We start from the raw sequence: 16,902 nt of genomic DNA on the forward strand, positions 1-16,902 counted from the left end.
CATTTCGGGTATAAACATCTGCAGCCCATGGAATTCCATAATGTTAACATAGATTTTACAAATGAGAAGATCATGTTGACAAAAGTGACTTTTTAAACACTTTAGTTTGTTTAATGTTGCATTATTGTTCCAGATACGGTTTAATAATAGTATCCTATTGGATACATATCCCATAGCCCAAATCGGAAATAAGGGATTTTGACGTTCAACTGGCCAAAATTCTTTATATAAACAATTCTACTAATCTCAGGAGGGATTTTTCCATGGCATTTCAATTACCGGCACTTCCGTATCCGAACAACGCTCTCGAACCGCACATCGACGCATTGACGATGGAGATTCATCACGACAGACACCATAACGCATATGTGACGAACCTGAACGCCGCGTTGGAAAAGGCACCCGAATTGCAAGACAAAAGCATCGACGAATTGCTTACTGACCTGAATGCTGTACCGGAAGCTATCCGTACCGCTGTTCGCAACAACGGTGGTGGGCATGCTAACCATACCCTATTCTGGGAAGTTATTGGACCTGATGGCGGCGGCGCACCTACTGGCGCATTGGCTGCAGCTATTGACAGTGAGCTTGGTGGCTTTGACAAGTTCAAGGAAGCTTTCGCAACTGCAGCAACTACCCGCTTCGGCAGCGGCTGGGCTTGGCTGACTGTTAAAGACGGTAAATTAGCGGTAACTAGCACACCTAACCAGGATAACCCGATCAGCGAAGGCGCTACTCCGATTCTCGGACTTGATGTATGGGAGCACGCGTACTACCTGAACTATCAGAACAAACGTCCTGACTATATCAAAGCATTCTGGAATGTAGTGAACTGGGAAGAAGTCGGCAAACGCTACGAAAGCTCTAAATAAGTAGTTATGTCTTCGCCTTACTAACGTACGGCAGCCCATTTATTGTATAAGGATATAAATAACAGAAGGTATCTCTGCAGCCGGAAGGGGCTAAAGAGATACCTTCTGTTTGTGTTATTCATATAAGAAATAGCAATAGCGTAAAACCTATTAATAGGCTGAATAATTACTGTGGTTTACCTTCGAGTTCAGCAAAATATAGATTTAGCAGCTTCAGAAAAACGTTTGGAAAAGCATAATTAGCCATATCCTCACGGTTAATCCAGCGGACAGCACCGCTATCCTCCGGGCTCTCATTCCCGTCCGCAAACAACTCCACCGGTGTGCCGTCGAGGAACACTCCGGATTCGAGGTACAGGGAATCCTCGCCCTGTACCCCTGCTTGCGCCGCTGTATTAGCAGCGCCTGCGAGCAGATACGCAGCCCGTCCTTCTGCAGCCAGCGGCTGCAGAAGGACCTCCACTTCCCTGCAGCGGTACACCTGCAGGGTCCACACGATATGGCTGAATGTATGCTCCGCAGCCATCCAGTGCGCTTCCGGCCGGGCGGAGAGCCCGGCCGTCCGCAAGGACCGGCGCAGCCGGTCGAGCGCCGCGGCCTCTGGCAGCCGCGCGCTCGGCGCGGCGCCGGAGGCAGGCGGCGCCGGCCAGTGCGGCAGCTCCCACATGCGGGCTAACAGCCCGCTTTCTGGCCGCTGCCGGATGAGCACTCGGCCCGCGTGAGCACCGCGGCCCTCGATCAGGGCCGCCAGCCGCTCCTCCGGGCGCGGCGGCTTGGCCTTGGTCTTGACGGGCAGCGAGGTCTCGCAGCCCGCCAGCCGTGCGGCGCAGTGCTCCATCACCGGGCAAGGAAGACAGCGCGGTGATTTCGGTGTGCACACAAGTGCGCCAAGCTCCATCAGCGCCTGATTGAAATGCATGGCCTCCCCCTCCGGGATCAGCTCAGCCGCCAGATGCTCCATCTTCACACGGGTAGGTCCCTTGGCGATATCATCCTCAAGTAGGAAGTAGCGCGAGAGCACCCGCATCACATTGCCATCTACAGCTGGCTCCGGCTGGTTAAAGGCGATACTGAGAATAGCTCCTGCAGTGTAGGGGCCTACTCCCTTGAGGCTGAACACCGCCTCCCTGTCACTGGGAACCTGACCACCATATTGCTCTTTGACCTGCTTAGCTGCATGCTGCAAATTACGGGCTCGGGAATAATAGCCCAGTCCTTCCCAGCATTTAAGCACGTCCTCCTCCGGTGCATCAGCAAGCGCCTCAACAGTCGGAAAACGCTCAATAAACCGATTGAAATAAGGGATCACTGTGTCTACTCGAGTCTGCTGCAGCATAATTTCAGAGATCCAGATATAATATGGATTGCGGTGGCGGCGCCAAGGCAAATCCCGTTTCTGCCCCTGATACCACTCCAATAAATTACGGCTGAAAAATAATTTCACTTGCTGCTGTTCTTGCTCATCCTGCTCTTGCTGTGTCATCATTATTCTCCTTGCCTCTTTATATTCGTCCCAAATTTCCATTTATGCTATGGAAGTGACCTGCTCCACCACAGCAAAAGCTGAGGCCAAATCGCGGCCATGTGTGATCGTTAGATGTATGGTGTACTCTCGGCCCTCCGGCATATTCAGCCGTTCCCAGGCCTCGCCCAACAGCACAACCTCTGGTTTACCCAGTTTATCCGGCAAGATCTCGATGTCAAGAAAACCGACTGCCCTGCCGATTCCGCAGCCCAGTGCCTTAACAACCGCTTCCTTAGCCGCAAATCGTCCGGCCACGAATTCCGCTTGTTTCCCGCTCCGGCGTTCGGCAAGCTGATGTTCTCGCTCTGTCAGAACACGCCTGATAAATTTAGTACCCTGACCCCTATTTATTAGTATTGATATTCGCTCAATCTCCAGCACATCATGCCCGATTCCGTAAATCAAAACTCCACGCTCCTTATGGCCATGTATCCTTTACTGCCGCAATAATGGTATGATTATACAAAGATTGTTCAAAAATCTGCTATTTATATTCAGAATTATATCCATAAATGAGTAAATTCAGATACAATTAAACCCAAATGATACGGATGCCCGACCTTTATCAAGAGTCAGGTGACTTTATTTATTTAACAGCATTTCATGCTGCTAAATCGCTGAATTCATCCTTAATTCTTCAATTAGCAGCAATTTATGCCGTTATTTTCCTCTGGATTTGGAGAATCAGCTTCCCAGAGCCCAATTAGAGGCAGCAATCTAAGTTAAATAGCTCTAATTAGTGTGTGATTCAAATTAGCAGCAGAAATGCATGTTAATTTTATCCATTTTCATTTTTATTAGAATGATATGGAGTTCATCAGGCTGGAGCAGACGGAGCCCTCCAGAACTATGCTAGCCGTGCATAATGCTTTCTGCTATCTTAAAAGAAAACGCAACGGAAGTCTATTCACGCATCTCTAGAACGGAAGACTCTCCGCCGCTCCGCTTCATTTTCCCAAGATATTTTATGAAAGGGGATTGATCCCTATGAGTCGAAACTTTGAAATACCAGCAGGAGAGGAAGCTGTTCTGCGGTGTTCGCATTTCCCTGCCCAAACTGAGGCTAAGAGTCTCATTGTCATTGCACACGGTTACAAGGGCTTCAAGGATTGGGGAATGTTCCCTTACGCAGCAGAAGCGCTCAGCCGCGAGCATGAGGTCATCACGTTCAACTTCTCGCATGCCGGAATCGGCGAGGATCTGCAGAATTTCACCGAACTCGAGAAATTCGCCCGCAACACATACCAACGTGAACTTAAAGATATGAAGATCCTGCTCTCCTACCTTAGCCAGCATCATAAATTTGGCAGCCTGCCGTTATTCCTACTAGGACATAGTCGGGGCGGTGGAGACTGTCTACTGTACGCACTTGATCATCCTGGCGAGATCACCGGAGTGATCACCTGGAACGGTGTTACCAGTCTTGACTTATTCACTGAAGAACAGAAGCAGGAGATGAAGGAAAAGGGACGGACCTATGTTCTTAACGGCCGCACCGGTCAGCAAATGCCGCTGGATGCTGTTATTATTGAAGACTTGGAACAGCAGCAGGAACGCTATAATATTCTGGAGCGGATGAAGACCTCCGTCTTCCCAGTCGTCTTAATTCAAGGCAGTCAAGACGGCGAGCGGCTACGGCAAGGTTCAGAGCTGTTAACGCTTATCCGGCCTGATATTAACTGGATACAAATTCCGGGTGGCAATCATACCTTCGGCACCATTCATCCTTTTGCCGGGCCTACCCCACAATTGGAGCAAGCTATTCAGGCAACCGAAGAGTTCATCAGCCAGACTCTTGCTAAATAAGTTCAGTACATCCATAGCACAACCAAAAACCGCCGCAATGATCTGCATTTAATCACAGATCATGCGGCGGTTTGTGTTCTGAGCAAACTCTAAATGCCGGGTATTACATTGCGCTTATGCGCCGTTCTCCGGTAAAAGCTCTCCAGCTTCTCTGCTACCTCAGGACTGACTTGCTTGCCCTCCAGATAGTCACTGTTATCATCATAAGTAATGCCAAGCTCGATTTCATCCGTCTGTCCTGGCCATAGTCCCGCTGTTGGAGCCTTGGTGACAATATCTGCAGGCACTCCAAGATAAGCAGCCAACTGGCGGACTTGACGTTTATTCAGCGAGGTCAGAGGTGTGATATCCACAGCACCATCGCCCCACTTGGTGTAGAAGCCCGTAATCGCTTCAGAGGCATGATCCGTCCCTACAACGAGCAGGTTATTCTCAAAAGAGAGCGCGTACTGCATAACCATCCGTGTTCTCGCCTTAATATTCCCTTTGCCTTGATGCGTCATATGACGATGCTGGCCGAGGACCTTCAGTCCTTGCTCGACCTCAAGCGCCATTTCATTGACGGCTTCCTCGATATTGGTCTCTACCTTATGAGTTAGTCCAAAAGCTGTGGCTACAGCATAGCTATGCTCGATATCCTCCTGTACACCATAAGGCTGGAATACGCCAAGCGTAATATACTCTTTACCCTCCTGCGCTGTCAGCTCGTCCGTAGCTCGTTTGCACAGACCCGCTGCTACCGCGCTGTCCACGCCTCCACTAATGGCGATCAAAAGTCCCTTTGCACCTGCCTGCAATACATATGCCTTTAAGAAATCGACTCTCTTTTGTACCTCTGCCTCAACATTAATGGTTGGCTTTACACCAAGGGCAGCAATAATCTCTTCCTGCAAACTCACAAACTACACCCCGTTTCATCAGTCTGATTCATATGAAATATTATATCCTATACCAAGAAAAAAATCTCGCTACAACCGGATTAGCGGCTGCTGCGAGATTATATGAAATACAGTTGTTACTGGCAGATACGATTGAATACATCCTTCAGCTCAGCAGCAATTTCAGCAGCTGAACGATCCTCAACCCCATGACGCTCGATAAAATGCACGAGTTCTCCATCCTTCATCAAAGCGATCGAAGGTGAAGACGGTGGATAAGGTGCAAAGAATTCACGTGCTTTAGCCGTAGCTTCTTTCTCTTGACCTGCAAATACCGTGAACAGATGATCTGGCGTAAGTTCATTCTGCAAGGCCTGGGCAACACCTGGACGACACTGGCCTGCTGCACAACCACAGACGGAATTGACAACAACAAGTGAAATTCCTTTAGCGTTAGGAAGAGCGGCTTCTACCTCTTCTGGAGTCTTAAGCTCCTGAAACCCGATGCTTGTCAGATCATCACGCATTGGCTGAACCGAATCTTTCATATATTGATTAAACGGGATGGACATTTTTCTGCACTCTCCTTTACACTTTTAATAGATAACATTACAGCAGCACTTACTAACTTTATTATACATGCATACTCTGTGAAAGCAAGAGATGCAGCATGGGGCCTTCAATGTGTCTAACCCTGTGCTTCCAACCGGATCACTCCACAACGGAGAACTCGACCCTCTCCTCCTCATAAGGGAAGGAAACGGTGAATGCTGTGCCCACGCCTTCTTCTGATTCCACGATAATCGTACCATTATGCCGCTCAACAATACTTAGGCATAAAGATAATCCAAGGCCTGTCCCTTGATTTTTTGTTGTGAAAAAAGGCACAAACAATTTCTTGCGTTGAACTTCTGATATCCCGCTCCCTGTATCTCTAACAATTAACTCTACTTTATCAAGCGTTCTGCGCGTTTCCAGGGTCAACACACCCTTAGCACCCATCGCCTCCATACCATTTCGCCCCAGATTAAGGATCAACTGCTTTATTTCCCTTACATTCAAATGCAATAACGGCAGTGAAGGGTCCAGGTTTAATTCGACACTTTGACCACGAAGATTAGCATCCGCCCATAGCAGTGGACTGAGCTCTTCTATAATATGATCCAAAAGCACCTTTTCCTTCACCGAAATACGACTCTGCGCCAAAGAGAGGAAATCATTAATGATGCTGTTGGCTCGGTCCAGTTCCTCCATGACGATCTGGTAATACGAGTTCAGCTCGTTCGGGCTCTTCTCCCTCATCAGTTGCAGAAATCCGCGTACAACCGCCATCGGATTACGGATTTCATGGGTGATGCCAGCCGCCATCTGTCCGACCAAGGTCAGGCGTTCCACATTGTCCAGCTCGCTGCGCATTTTCTCCTCTTCCGTTATATCTTGAACAATCACCACAACCCCACCCGGCAGACCGGTGATCCGCTGCGGCAATGGTGCCATAGTAATATGATAGGTTCGTGCTTCATGAGTCATTTTTTCACTACAGCTTTGGTTGTTACTTACGAAATTACCCAGCCGTTCACATACCTGCTCATGAATTCCCTTACTAAGAAATTTCCCAGCCGGCTGGCCTAATAGAGCCTCTCTCGTCACATGTGGGAAATGATTATGGAGCAGTTGCAGCATAAATTCATTAAGTCCGGTTACTATTCCATGTTCATCCAGTGACATCATGCTAAGCGGCATCACATTGGTAATCTGCTGCAGCTTTTCGGACTCCCATTTGAAATTTTCGGAGATGCTTTCCATCTGTTCCTTGATCTGCAGCCTGTCCCAAGCTGTCTCAATAAAATAAATAAATACCCCGCCCAAAGCGATGGTGAGGAACAGATATACAATGAGTAAGAGCTTGTCCCCAGAGTGTGTCTCATAGATATCTTTCCCACCTAGAATGGGCACAAGCGAAATAAAAAGCATGCTTGGGAACAGAACCATCCAGAGCATGCCAATCTTTTCAATAACCGTACCTTTCTTGAAGGGTCCTGCCAATCCAAACAGTAGGGGATACAATAAGATTCCTGTATTCAGTACCATGTTGCTTAACCCTGAAGGCTCAGAGAACATTACATTACAGAACAGAAAAAAAACAGACAAACTAAAGCCTGAACGATAGTTGCCATATAATATACCAATATAAGCTGGCAAGATCGCCAAGTTTAAATAGACAACACCAAATAAAGTCGTCGACAGCATAGAACAAAGCGTAATGCTCAGTGCACAGCCGATCAACAAAAAGGTCTGGTCATCCGGGAACCTGCGGCTTCTACGAGTCATATGACCCTGGTCCAACCACCATTGGAAAACAAATAGAAAGGAGGACGCTGCCGAAATTTGCAATAAAGTATCCTTAACCGCACCAATAATTGCAATCACACCCCAAATTGGACAAATTACCCTTTATTCTTAGATTAAAACATACAAGCGCTTTCTTTACAACGTTAATAATTAATAAGTTAACATAGCTGTTTATGCCGATATAAACGTAGTCATTTTGCTATTATTACGGAATGCTATAGAATATTATTAAAGACAAATTTAGGAGCATGATGAATGATGTATGACGTAATTGTTATTGGTGGTGGCTCTTCAGGATTAATGGCCAGCGTATCCGCGAGTCAATCTGGCGCAAAAGTTCTCTTGATCGATAAAGGTGATACTCTGGGGCGTAAACTTGGAATCTCTGGTGGAGGGCGCTGCAATGTCACCAATGCTAAAGAAATTGAGGAATTAATTAAGCATATACCAGGGAATGGACGCTTTCTGCGCAGTGCTCTGGCCTCTTTTAGCAACAGAGATATTATAGATTTTTTTGAAGGCATGGGTATCAAGCTTAAGGAAGAGGACAACGGCAGAATGTTCCCGATATCCGACAAAGCTAAAACAGTTGTTGACGCCTTAGTTAATAAGATTCGTTCGCAAGGAGTTCATATCAAAGTGAATAGCCCTGTTAAAGAGGTACTCTACCAGGATGGGTCCGCCAAAGGGGTCCGACTAAGATCTGGAGAAATATTTAATAGTAAGTCGGTCATCGTTGCCGTTGGAGGTAAATCTGTACCTCAAACTGGTTCACAGGGAGATGGTTACGCGTGGGCTGAACGTGCTGGACACTCCATAACGGAGCTTTATCCTACTGAAGTGCCGCTTACTTCCAATGAATCTTTTATAAGAAACAAAGAATTCCAGGGACTTTCTCTTAGAAATATAAGCTTATCTGTCTGGAACCCTAAGGGGAAAAAGATCATTGAGCATGAAGGTGATATGCTTTTTACGCATTTTGGAATTTCCGGTCCTACCTCTTTACGTTGCAGTCAGTACGTAGTCAAAGCATTGAAGCAGTTTGATGTTCAGACTGTATTAATAACATTAGATATGTTTCCAGAAAAAACAGTGGATGAGATTTACAGCGACACTTTAATTTTGGCCAAAAATGAGGCAAAGAAAGCGATCAAAAATGTGTTAAAGGGCTTGTTGCCTGAGCGGATTATCCCTATACTGCTGAGTAAATCAGAGTTAAATGAAGATATAACCTTTAGTAATATCCCCAAGCAGGCTTGGCTAAATTTAGCCAAACTAATTAAGGCCTTCCCTATTGAGGTCAACGGCACCTTATCCATCGAACAGGCTTTTGTTACCGGTGGAGGTGTTAATTTAAAAGAAATCGATCCCAAAACTATGGAATCGAAGCTGACGAAAGGCCTCTTTTTCTGTGGTGAGATCCTTGATATACATGGTTACACCGGAGGTTATAACATTACCGCGGCTTTTACTACAGGGTATACGGCGGGAATTAATGCTGCAGCTATTGAATAGCCTTTCTTCTAACCCAAACAGCATGACCCTGCGAAGCATTGCAGGATCATGCTGTTTTATTTTAGCTATTCGTTCATTCGTTAAGTTCAACTCTATCCTTCTATCTTGGCTAACAAAATCATTTTTCCACGCGGCTGATCTCCTTGGCCGTCTGGCTCCAGTGTGATAGCTACCGTATCATAGTCTTGGGGATCAAAGGTGTAATACATTGCGCCTGTACCCTGTGAGGACAGGAATGTGCCTGCGCTTTTCTTGACATCCCCTTTAATGAGCCACACTTGGAAGGCCTCGTTGCCGCTGAGCTCGGGAAGTTTCTCTGCCTGCACTAGCAAGTGTGTTCCTTTAGTATCAATCACAATCGTCGCCAGTCCTCGAGCTACAATATCCTGTGTAGCTGGGTCCAGTTGAACCACTTCGTCAACCTTTAGCTCTTGAGACGGTGCGCCAGCCAAGGCCAACTGCTCCTGCAGTCCAGTCAGATCATTAGCTGATGCTGCCAGCTCCGTCCGCAGCCCACTGATATCCCGCTGAAGTGCTGCCGAATAAATGGTCAGTGCCACAGCCACGACCGCTAAGCCTGCACATACCATGCGCAGCCGATTTCTGCGCTTGGAAGGAAGTCTATGTCGCTTCACTTGAGGAGCAGGGTCAGGAATGTTTGGTGCAGCAGATATCTCATGCTCCTGTACAATTTCCAAGGCGTCTCTGGCACTGTTATCGTCATCTGCTTTGCTTATTTCAGCAGCTCTATCAGTAGCCAGCACACGCCCCAGCACTCGGTTCTTCATACCGTCCGGAGGTGTTACTTCAATTACTGCCAATGGCAGCATATCAATAATCTTCTTCAGTTCCTTCAATTGCAACTTGCAGTCCGCGCAGCCGGACAGATGCTCCTCAAACTGCCGTTGCTCCTCTGCATCGAGACCGCCAAGCGCATAGATCTCTGCCCATTCACAGAATTCATCCTGAGTTTTATCCATGATATCCTTCCCTCCTTCCCTCAACTACTAGGCGCTTCTTCATCTGCTTCAGGGCCAATCGCACACGGCTCTTGACCGTTCCAAGCGGAATATTGTAGCGTACCGAGACCTCCTGCTGCGTCATGCCGCCATAATAGATGGAGTCAATAACCTGCTTTTGATCCCGGCTAAGTTCAGCCAGAATCTCCCGCATATGCTGTCCCTCGCTCTTGACCTCCACCTCCGCTGCTGTATCAGCCAGCTCATCAGCTATGGAATGCAGCGTTGCATCTTCCACAGGAGTACTCCTATCCCTGACCGATTTCCGACGCAGCATATCGATGGCAATATTTCGCGTTAAGGCAAACATCCAGGTGGTAAGCCTACCTTGTGCCTCATCAAAGCGCTCACTATGGGTCCAGACACGCAGGAACAACTCCTGCACAACTTCTTCTGCAGCCATCGCGTCCTGAACAATTCTATAGGCAAAAGAGTACACCGTTTTCTCATAGCGGTCATAAAGCCACTCCAGTGCCGCAGAGTCCTTGTCTCCGATTTGTTTCATTAACTCTCTGTCATCCAGAGCTTCTGCCATAAGGGAACCCCTCTCATTATTCTCCCTCTATATTAACCTTCGCGGGAAACTTTGAAGAGGATTGCTTTTATCAAAAATAATTTATCTCTCTAGACGGATCGTGCTAAATACCTTGGCAACCATGAATCCTATCATACCGCCGAAAGGAATAAAGAGTATTAGACCCCACCAATCGTATATAGAAAAACATACCACTGCGGCACAGATTACCGAGAACGGCATCAACAAGATAGGCACTGCACGGGAACCCGCTTCGGCTTTCTGTTCCTTGTTGAACGGTAAGATACCGATATAATCATCTCCTACAAATGTCCGCCAGAATGAGAACAGCCAATTGGCCATGAGGGATGTCAGAATAAGGAGCAATATCCACTTCAGCCCTGCGGGAACAATAAGAATAGCCATAGCTGACACACTGGTGAAGCTTGCATAAAGCTTCAAATTCGCGGGATTACGGATAAGCGCTTTGATGGCAGCGGCTGAAAGTCTGCTCTCCGGTTCCTTAGAGGACAACAGCGGCTGCGATCTGCGGAATATCCAGGGTTTATAACGTGTTGGACGCGGCTTACCCAGAACACGGCGCAGCATTAAGGCCGCAATTTTCATCCGCTGTTTGTAATCCTCACGTACATCATTCATAAAGGTTCCACGCAGCCGTAAGCGATAACGAACAGCCAGACCCGTAACAACTGCAAACAAAAGAGCAGCTACCCACATAAGAGCCGGGTAGTCATTCCAGAGCAACACCACTTTGAAATAGATGACACAGGGCAGGACTATCGCCGGAATCTGCCACAACCAGCGCTGCCAGCCTTGTCGCTGTACTTTCACGATATGAGCCAGCAGCTTGATGCACCAGCCACAGGTAATAGAGAGGACCAACAACGAGAGAGCCGCCTCTGAACTTAAGCCATACCCCCTAATGATAAAGGGCAGCAGCAATCCAATGACAACAGCTATCTTCAGCGCAGTTACGACAAGGCTATAGATAGTGCCCCGCAGTATAATCGCCCTGATCCAATTCTCTCGCTGCCTGAGAAATAACAGGTCCCCTTCCAGCAGCAGGAGCACCATCCCCCCTGTAGCTAGCAGCAGCACAAGCAATATGGGAATGATCATAAACGGTATAGACGTACTCCAAGCTGGAAGATCATCTACCCAGAAGCCGTAGTAAAAACGTCCGCCTAAGAGCCCACCTGGGATAATAATGTAGAGTAGCACCGTCCAATCTGCCGCCGTACGGACGATGGCACTTTGCTCGCGCCAATGCGAGATCAGCCGACGCAGGAATAGCCGTGGACCTGTTGGAAAAGCAAACGACACACGTTCCCGATCACTCATGTCAATTCGTCGAAGCAATCAAACAACGACGCCTCCGGTAATCCGGCGATGGATCGGATCGTCTCCAGATTGCCCGAAGCGGTCACTTTGCCTCCGGAGATCAATACAAAATCATCGCAAATTTTCTCAGCGGTATCCAGAACATGCGTAGACATCAACACGCCAGCCCCACGCTTGCGCTCTGCCTGCAGCAGCTTCAAGAAATCCTTGGTGGCACGGGGATCCAGCCCTAAAAAAGGCTCGTCCACAATATAAACATCCGGTTGGACCAGAAAACCGAGCATTAGCATCATTTTTTGCTTCATCCCTTTAGAGAACCCAGCAGGGAGGTCATTGCGCACATTTTCCATTCCGAACTGCTTCAGCAGTCTCTCAGCAGTTTCCTCAAATGCTTTGTACTTCAAACCATAGGCTGCTCCCGCCAAATCCAGGTGCTCCCAGAGCGTCAGGTCCTCGTAAAAAACCGGCTGCTCCGGTACGTAAGCGTAAGACTTATTAGCTCCACCCAGCGTTACCTTAGCCTTGGCATGCTTCAGCAGACCGAGCAGCGTCTTGATTGTTGTGCTTTTTCCGGCACCATTCGGCCCGATCAAGCCTAGCAGTTGGCCACGCCGCACCTGAAATGAGATATTAGTAATGCGTGGATCGCCTGCTTCATAGCCCGCTTCATCAATGGTAACATCTAGGACGATATCATCATCTTCATCTTCATCTTCATCTTCCTCATCGTCTTCGTCATACACCACATCTTCTATTTCATCCTCAGCGTTAAGCTCCTGTGGTTCCTCTGTCTCTTTCATACTACTCCATCTCCTACATATATATTGTTTGTCTCAGCCTATGGTGTTTAGTACAAGGTTAGACAGTAATGCGATCATATCATCCTCAGCTATCCAGCGCTATTACATGATAGTACTATACGGTACTATTCGCAAAGATGGGAACTGAATTTTTCACAAAATGCACAGATATTTGTCCAAAATAGCTTCAACCTAAAATAGCAAAGAGCTGTATTCAACATTAGATTGAATATCAGCTCTTTATATAAGACATACTTGCCAATCTGTAGCAACCTCTGCATCAAGGAGTTGTCTGTCCAACCAGCTCGCTTGGGTACAGAATTATTGCCCCCTTCTGGAGTTTGGCAACCGCTTCGTCTTTCCTCTCAATTCCGCCCCGTAGGAACAATAATATCACTCCAATCAGCAGTGTAAGCATTCCTGACAGAATGAAGGCTGGTATAGGTCCTGAAGCTGTCACTAATGCCCCACCAGCTACCGGTCCGAGAACAACAGCCGCACTTGTCAGACTAGCTATGGTTCCAAATACACGGCCCGTGTACGCTTCTGGGGTCCGCTGCTGCAGCATGGATTGAAAGGGAATAAAAGCTAAGCCCGCACCCACTCCGGCAAGTAAAAAAGATCCGAACAAGGCTATATTCAACCAAAGGCCCGCTTCAAAATAAGCAGTTGCTAGAGCTGCACCAGTAAAGACGGCTCCCATAATCACTGCACCTATTCCCATAAAGACAAGTGGACGTTTACCACTACCCATCCGTCCTACCACCAGTGCCGACAGCAGTGTTCCCAACCCACTAGCTCCCACGCACCAGCCCAGTAGATCTCCGTTAATGCCGGGTATGATCCTGAAGAGCGTCACCAATTGTGAATCGGCTATCTGCATGACTAGCAGTACAGAAACCAGCATGACAATTCCGCTCAGCACCGCAGGCATTCCAGCAATTACACGTAAACCAGCGGCCATCTCCTCTCGGAAAGATTCTTTTACGGGCAGCTTCCCTGCACTATTCTCTACGCGCTCTTCCTTGAACATCCCAATGCGCGGGATGCCCAGCAGAATTACCGCCGACAAGAGATAGGTTGCGGAATTAATCACATAACATGCGGAAATACCGAACCCTGCCACCAGTAGACCCCCAAGAGCTGGGCCGACGATTTTGGTGATTTGCTCTATGGAGGAGCTGAGTGCAACTGCACTATCCATTTGCTCTGGGGGAACAAGCTCCTTGAGCTTGCCGCTTTTTGCCGGAGAGAACAGTACATCCATAACACCTTTAGCCAACAGCAACATATATACCTGCCATAGCGAGCCGGCAAACACCAGGCCAGCCACGATTCCAACACGAACGAGATCCGAAACAATCATCAGCGTCTTGCGGTTCACCCGGTCACTTAAGTAGCCAGCGAACGGTCCGCCCAACAGCATTGGCACTGCCATACATAATGTTAAAGCCGTAATTTCCCACGGTGTTGCATTCCATTTCAAACCAACCATCGTCAGCAGTGCTAGCAAATATAGCCAATCTCCCACATTCGACACAAGCTGTGCTGCCATCAGCAGTATAAAAGGCCGGTTAGCCGTTAACTTTCCTGCTGAGACCTCATGACTCTGCTTTTTGTTCATAACACTCACTCCCCTGTTCTGCGTATAACCTCTGACCTTATAGTAAAATATTGGGAGGTTATATTCATCGGGCCGGAGGTGTAAAGGGTACCGGTGCTAGGGGATGATCTCGCCCTCCGTTCAGGGGCGGAATTGGAAAATGGAGCTATATTTATAGCTCTCAAAAAATTGTTTGATTTTTAATAGTTAAAAGTGTGCTCATTGTGACAAATCACATGTCCATCGTTCTTTCTTTGCCGTATTGTAAGGTTATATTAGGATCGCTGCACAGGGACCCTTGCATTTATGGCAATGACATTAGACCGTGCGACGAGTTCACACGATTACGATAAAGGTGGAGAAGCAATGATACAATCATATGAACGTGATACTCAATTAACACTACATTTGTACCGGGTATTCGCCAAGTCTTTCAAGAGCATCAACGAACATGCCGTTACCGGCAGCAAGATCGAAGGCTTCAATCCGACAGCTTTCGCTGTTATGGAAGTTCTGTACTATAAGGGCGCACAGCCTATCCAGCAGATTGGTGCCAAACTACTGCTGCAGAGCGGTAATGTCACTTACGTAATCGACAAGCTTGAGGAGCGCGGCTATCTGCAGCGCAAACCTTGTCCAAGCGACCGCCGTGTGATATTTGCGGAGTTGACTACCGAAGGCGAACGTCTGATGAACGAAATGTATCCGAAGTATTCGGAACGTCTTGACCTTGCCTTCAGCGGACTTAATGATGAAGAGAAGGAACAGATGATTATCCTGCTCAAGAAGATGGGCCTACAAGCTGAGAAGTTGTCCCCACTTCCTCGTAAGTAAATCGGTTATAAGACTTTTATACGAAACTGTAATAAGTTAAACCCCAGCAAGTCTCCGATTGGAGATTTGCTGGGGTTTATTTGGTCTATAAGCTTTCCTCATCGCCACTCTTGGCGCAGCAGCGCATACAGATCCACATCCTGAAAACCAGACGGTGTATGACGGTACTGCTGCAATAGGCCTTCCCTCTGAAACCCAAGTACGCCCACAAGTTTCTGAGCGCGGACATTGTCCGGATGGCAATAAGCTTCGATCCGATTCAGTCCCATCGTTATGAATCCATATTCCAAAACCAGCTCCAGCGCTTCCTTCATATAACCGCGCCCCCAGAAGTCAGGCGATAAATCGCAGCCGATTTCACCCCGATAGGCTCCCGGCAACTGCCAGCTATTGTAGCCACAGCTACCGATGACTTCACCTCTAGGCCCCACTATACTCCAACGGAGGTTCTCCTCTTCCAGCGCCATTTGAGACAAAAGAGCAATCAGCTGTTCCGTCTCCGTTATGGAAGACAAGGGTGGAGCTCCCAGCCACGGAGCAACCTCCGGATGACTCCAAATGCGGAATAGTGCTGCCGCATCCTCACTCTTCATAATGCGCAATTCCATTCTTCGCCCGGTCAGTGTAGGTATTGCCCCATTACATAGGAACAAAGCTTTCGCCCCCTTTCAGCTTATTAATTATACATCAATTGAGAGCAAGCCAAATAGCGCCTGAAGCAGATAGTTAATCATCACCTGCTTCAGTCGCTGTCCTGTTACGACTTCTATTCAAACGGCTAGTTTGATGCCTTAATCGGCTTAATTACCTCTGTACATAACACTTGAAGCTTGGCCTGAATCGCTTTGAACTCTTCAATTCCTGTGCCTGTAAGACTGTACGCCTCACCATGGGCGCTCAGAAAGTTCTCCTGAGTTAAGCGTTCCAGCTCCTGCTTCACTTCGCGTTCCGCTACTCGGTATCCTAAATTCTCTAATTCAGGCTGCATCTCTAACAAGGTCAAATCCCTTTCATGTGCACAATATAGCATATGAATTCCTATGAACATGTTCTGTACATCGGCGCGCATGGCCCACCCCTTTCAGCTCAAAGCCTTAGGTATTTATAAAAAATATTACCCTCTGGGTGAACCCCGGAATCACCACATGAACAAATTAATCATCCAAGCCTAATAAAATATCCAGTCTTGACTTCCCCTGCATAGCTGTACTATGTTGTTATTTATAGATAATTGTTCTAACTGACTCAACGTACAGGAAGGTGATGTAACATGTTTCAAGCTATGCCTTACGATGGAACACGCAGTGAGCAATTTGAAGCTGTTCTAGTCCAACTCGGGGCCCTAATGAAAGATGAGCCCAACGTTATAGCCAATCTGGCGAATGCTTCTGCGCTGCTTAAACACTCTTTACCCGATACCAATTGGGCAGGTTTCTATTTATTTGACGGTAAAGAGCTTGTGCTTGGCCCTTTTCAGGGATTACCCGCGTGTATTCGAATTCCGTTAAACCGCGGAGTTTGTGGAACAGCGGCAACAGAGCGCCGCACACTTGTAGTGGGTGATGTGCATGCTTTTCCAGGACATATCTCCTGTGATGCTGCCTCGAACAGTGAGATTGTTATCCCACTACTTAAGAATGACCAACTGCTCGGGGTAATGGATATTGACAGCCCGCTCAAGCATCGCTTCGATGATGATGAACGTCGGTTTCTTGAACGGTTTGCTGCTATGGTGTCGGAGGTTATCTAATCCGCACTACTCTTGTTCAAAATAAAAGGAACGGCTGCTCTTCTCCCAATTCCGGAGAAGATGCAGCCGTTC

Annotated in this window: 17 protein-coding genes; 5 read left to right on the top strand and 12 right to left on the bottom strand. The window is 47.7% G+C overall.

Annotated elements, in window-relative coordinates:
* Positions 1 to 263 precede the first annotated feature (263 nt).
* The gene (locus tag H1230_RS29330) at positions 264 to 872 is read left to right on the top strand and encodes a superoxide dismutase (RefSeq protein ID WP_239713286.1); all 609 of its coding nucleotides are present in this window, start codon (positions 264 to 266) and stop codon (positions 870 to 872) included.
* A gap of 166 nt (positions 873 to 1,038) precedes the next feature.
* Here H1230_RS29330 and mutY read toward each other — a convergent pair whose 3' ends face one another.
* Together mutY and acpS are read right to left on the bottom strand one after the other, a co-directional pair.
* Positions 1,039 to 2,355, bottom strand: coding sequence for an A/G-specific adenine glycosylase (mutY, locus tag H1230_RS29335; protein WP_239717639.1), 1,317 nt, complete (start codon positions 2,353 to 2,355; stop codon positions 1,039 to 1,041).
* 42 nt (positions 2,356 to 2,397) lie between these two features.
* The gene (gene acpS, locus H1230_RS29340) at positions 2,398 to 2,802 is read right to left on the bottom strand and encodes a holo-ACP synthase (protein WP_239713287.1); all 405 of its coding nucleotides are present in this window, start codon (positions 2,800 to 2,802) and stop codon (positions 2,398 to 2,400) included.
* A gap of 582 nt (positions 2,803 to 3,384) precedes the next feature.
* On the opposite strand from acpS, the gene H1230_RS29345 reads away from it, so the two are divergent.
* A complete protein-coding gene (locus H1230_RS29345; protein ID WP_239713288.1) occupies positions 3,385 to 4,203 on the top strand; it encodes an alpha/beta hydrolase family protein in 819 nt (272 codons plus the stop codon).
* Between the two features lie 89 nt (positions 4,204 to 4,292).
* Here H1230_RS29345 and nadE read toward each other — a convergent pair whose 3' ends face one another.
* From nadE to H1230_RS29360, 3 genes are all read right to left on the bottom strand, one after another.
* Positions 4,293 to 5,102, bottom strand: a complete 810-nt coding sequence (nadE, locus tag H1230_RS29350; protein ID WP_239713289.1) for an ammonia-dependent NAD(+) synthetase — start codon at positions 5,100 to 5,102, stop codon at positions 4,293 to 4,295.
* 116 nt (positions 5,103 to 5,218) lie between these two features.
* A complete protein-coding gene (locus H1230_RS29355) occupies positions 5,219 to 5,653 on the bottom strand; it encodes a BrxA/BrxB family bacilliredoxin (protein ID WP_239713290.1) in 435 nt (144 codons plus the stop codon).
* Positions 5,654 to 5,792: 139 nt separating this feature from the next.
* The gene (locus H1230_RS29360; RefSeq protein ID WP_239713291.1) at positions 5,793 to 7,511 is read right to left on the bottom strand and encodes a two-component system sensor histidine kinase NtrB; all 1,719 of its coding nucleotides are present in this window, start codon (positions 7,509 to 7,511) and stop codon (positions 5,793 to 5,795) included.
* 177 nt (positions 7,512 to 7,688) lie between these two features.
* Between H1230_RS29360 and H1230_RS29365 the strand changes: the two genes are divergently transcribed.
* Positions 7,689 to 8,948: a BaiN/RdsA family NAD(P)/FAD-dependent oxidoreductase gene (locus tag H1230_RS29365; protein ID WP_239713292.1), complete on the top strand. Its 1,260-nt coding sequence runs from the start codon at positions 7,689 to 7,691 to the stop codon at positions 8,946 to 8,948.
* Between the two features lie 92 nt (positions 8,949 to 9,040).
* Here H1230_RS29365 and H1230_RS29370 read toward each other — a convergent pair whose 3' ends face one another.
* From H1230_RS29370 to H1230_RS29390, 5 genes are all read right to left on the bottom strand, one after another.
* The gene (locus tag H1230_RS29370; RefSeq protein ID WP_239713293.1) at positions 9,041 to 9,928 is read right to left on the bottom strand and encodes an anti-sigma factor; all 888 of its coding nucleotides are present in this window, start codon (positions 9,926 to 9,928) and stop codon (positions 9,041 to 9,043) included.
* Complete coding sequence (locus H1230_RS29375) at positions 9,921 to 10,502, bottom strand: RNA polymerase sigma factor (RefSeq protein WP_239713294.1); 582 nt, start codon at positions 10,500 to 10,502, stop codon at positions 9,921 to 9,923. Before H1230_RS29375 ends, H1230_RS29370 begins: the two co-directional genes overlap by 8 nt.
* An 81-nt stretch (positions 10,503 to 10,583) precedes the next feature.
* A complete protein-coding gene (locus H1230_RS29380; RefSeq protein WP_239713295.1) occupies positions 10,584 to 11,861 on the bottom strand; it encodes an ABC transporter permease in 1,278 nt (425 codons plus the stop codon).
* Positions 11,840 to 12,643: an ABC transporter ATP-binding protein gene (locus H1230_RS29385; protein WP_239713296.1), complete on the bottom strand. Its 804-nt coding sequence runs from the start codon at positions 12,641 to 12,643 to the stop codon at positions 11,840 to 11,842. The genes H1230_RS29380 and H1230_RS29385 overlap by 22 nt, the downstream gene beginning before the upstream one ends.
* A 280-nt stretch (positions 12,644 to 12,923) precedes the next feature.
* Positions 12,924 to 14,267 carry an MFS transporter gene (locus tag H1230_RS29390; protein WP_239713297.1) on the bottom strand — a complete coding sequence of 448 codons (1,344 nt, stop codon included), beginning with the start codon at positions 14,265 to 14,267 and terminating at the stop codon, positions 12,924 to 12,926.
* A 345-nt stretch (positions 14,268 to 14,612) separates the two neighbouring features.
* Between H1230_RS29390 and H1230_RS29395 the strand changes: the two genes are divergently transcribed.
* Positions 14,613 to 15,080 carry a MarR family winged helix-turn-helix transcriptional regulator gene (locus H1230_RS29395; RefSeq protein ID WP_154121041.1) on the top strand — a complete coding sequence of 156 codons (468 nt, stop codon included), beginning with the start codon at positions 14,613 to 14,615 and terminating at the stop codon, positions 15,078 to 15,080.
* Between the two features lie 98 nt (positions 15,081 to 15,178).
* Here the strand turns inward: H1230_RS29395 and H1230_RS29400 are convergent, their stop codons facing one another.
* Together H1230_RS29400 and H1230_RS29405 are read right to left on the bottom strand one after the other, a co-directional pair.
* Positions 15,179 to 15,733: a GNAT family N-acetyltransferase gene (locus tag H1230_RS29400; RefSeq protein WP_239713298.1), complete on the bottom strand. Its 555-nt coding sequence runs from the start codon at positions 15,731 to 15,733 to the stop codon at positions 15,179 to 15,181.
* 125 nt (positions 15,734 to 15,858) lie between these two features.
* A complete protein-coding gene (locus H1230_RS29405; protein ID WP_239713299.1) occupies positions 15,859 to 16,149 on the bottom strand; it encodes a hypothetical protein in 291 nt (96 codons plus the stop codon).
* Between the two features lie 201 nt (positions 16,150 to 16,350).
* On the opposite strand from H1230_RS29405, the gene H1230_RS29410 reads away from it, so the two are divergent.
* Positions 16,351 to 16,830 (top strand): GAF domain-containing protein, encoded by a 480-nt coding sequence (locus H1230_RS29410; RefSeq protein WP_239713300.1) that lies wholly within the window; start codon positions 16,351 to 16,353, stop codon positions 16,828 to 16,830.
* The last annotated feature ends 72 nt before the right edge of the window (positions 16,831 to 16,902 follow it).

The sequence above is a fragment of the Paenibacillus sp. 19GGS1-52 genome, from assembly GCF_022369515.1.
GTDB lineage: Bacteria > Bacillota > Bacilli > Paenibacillales > Paenibacillaceae > Paenibacillus_AQ.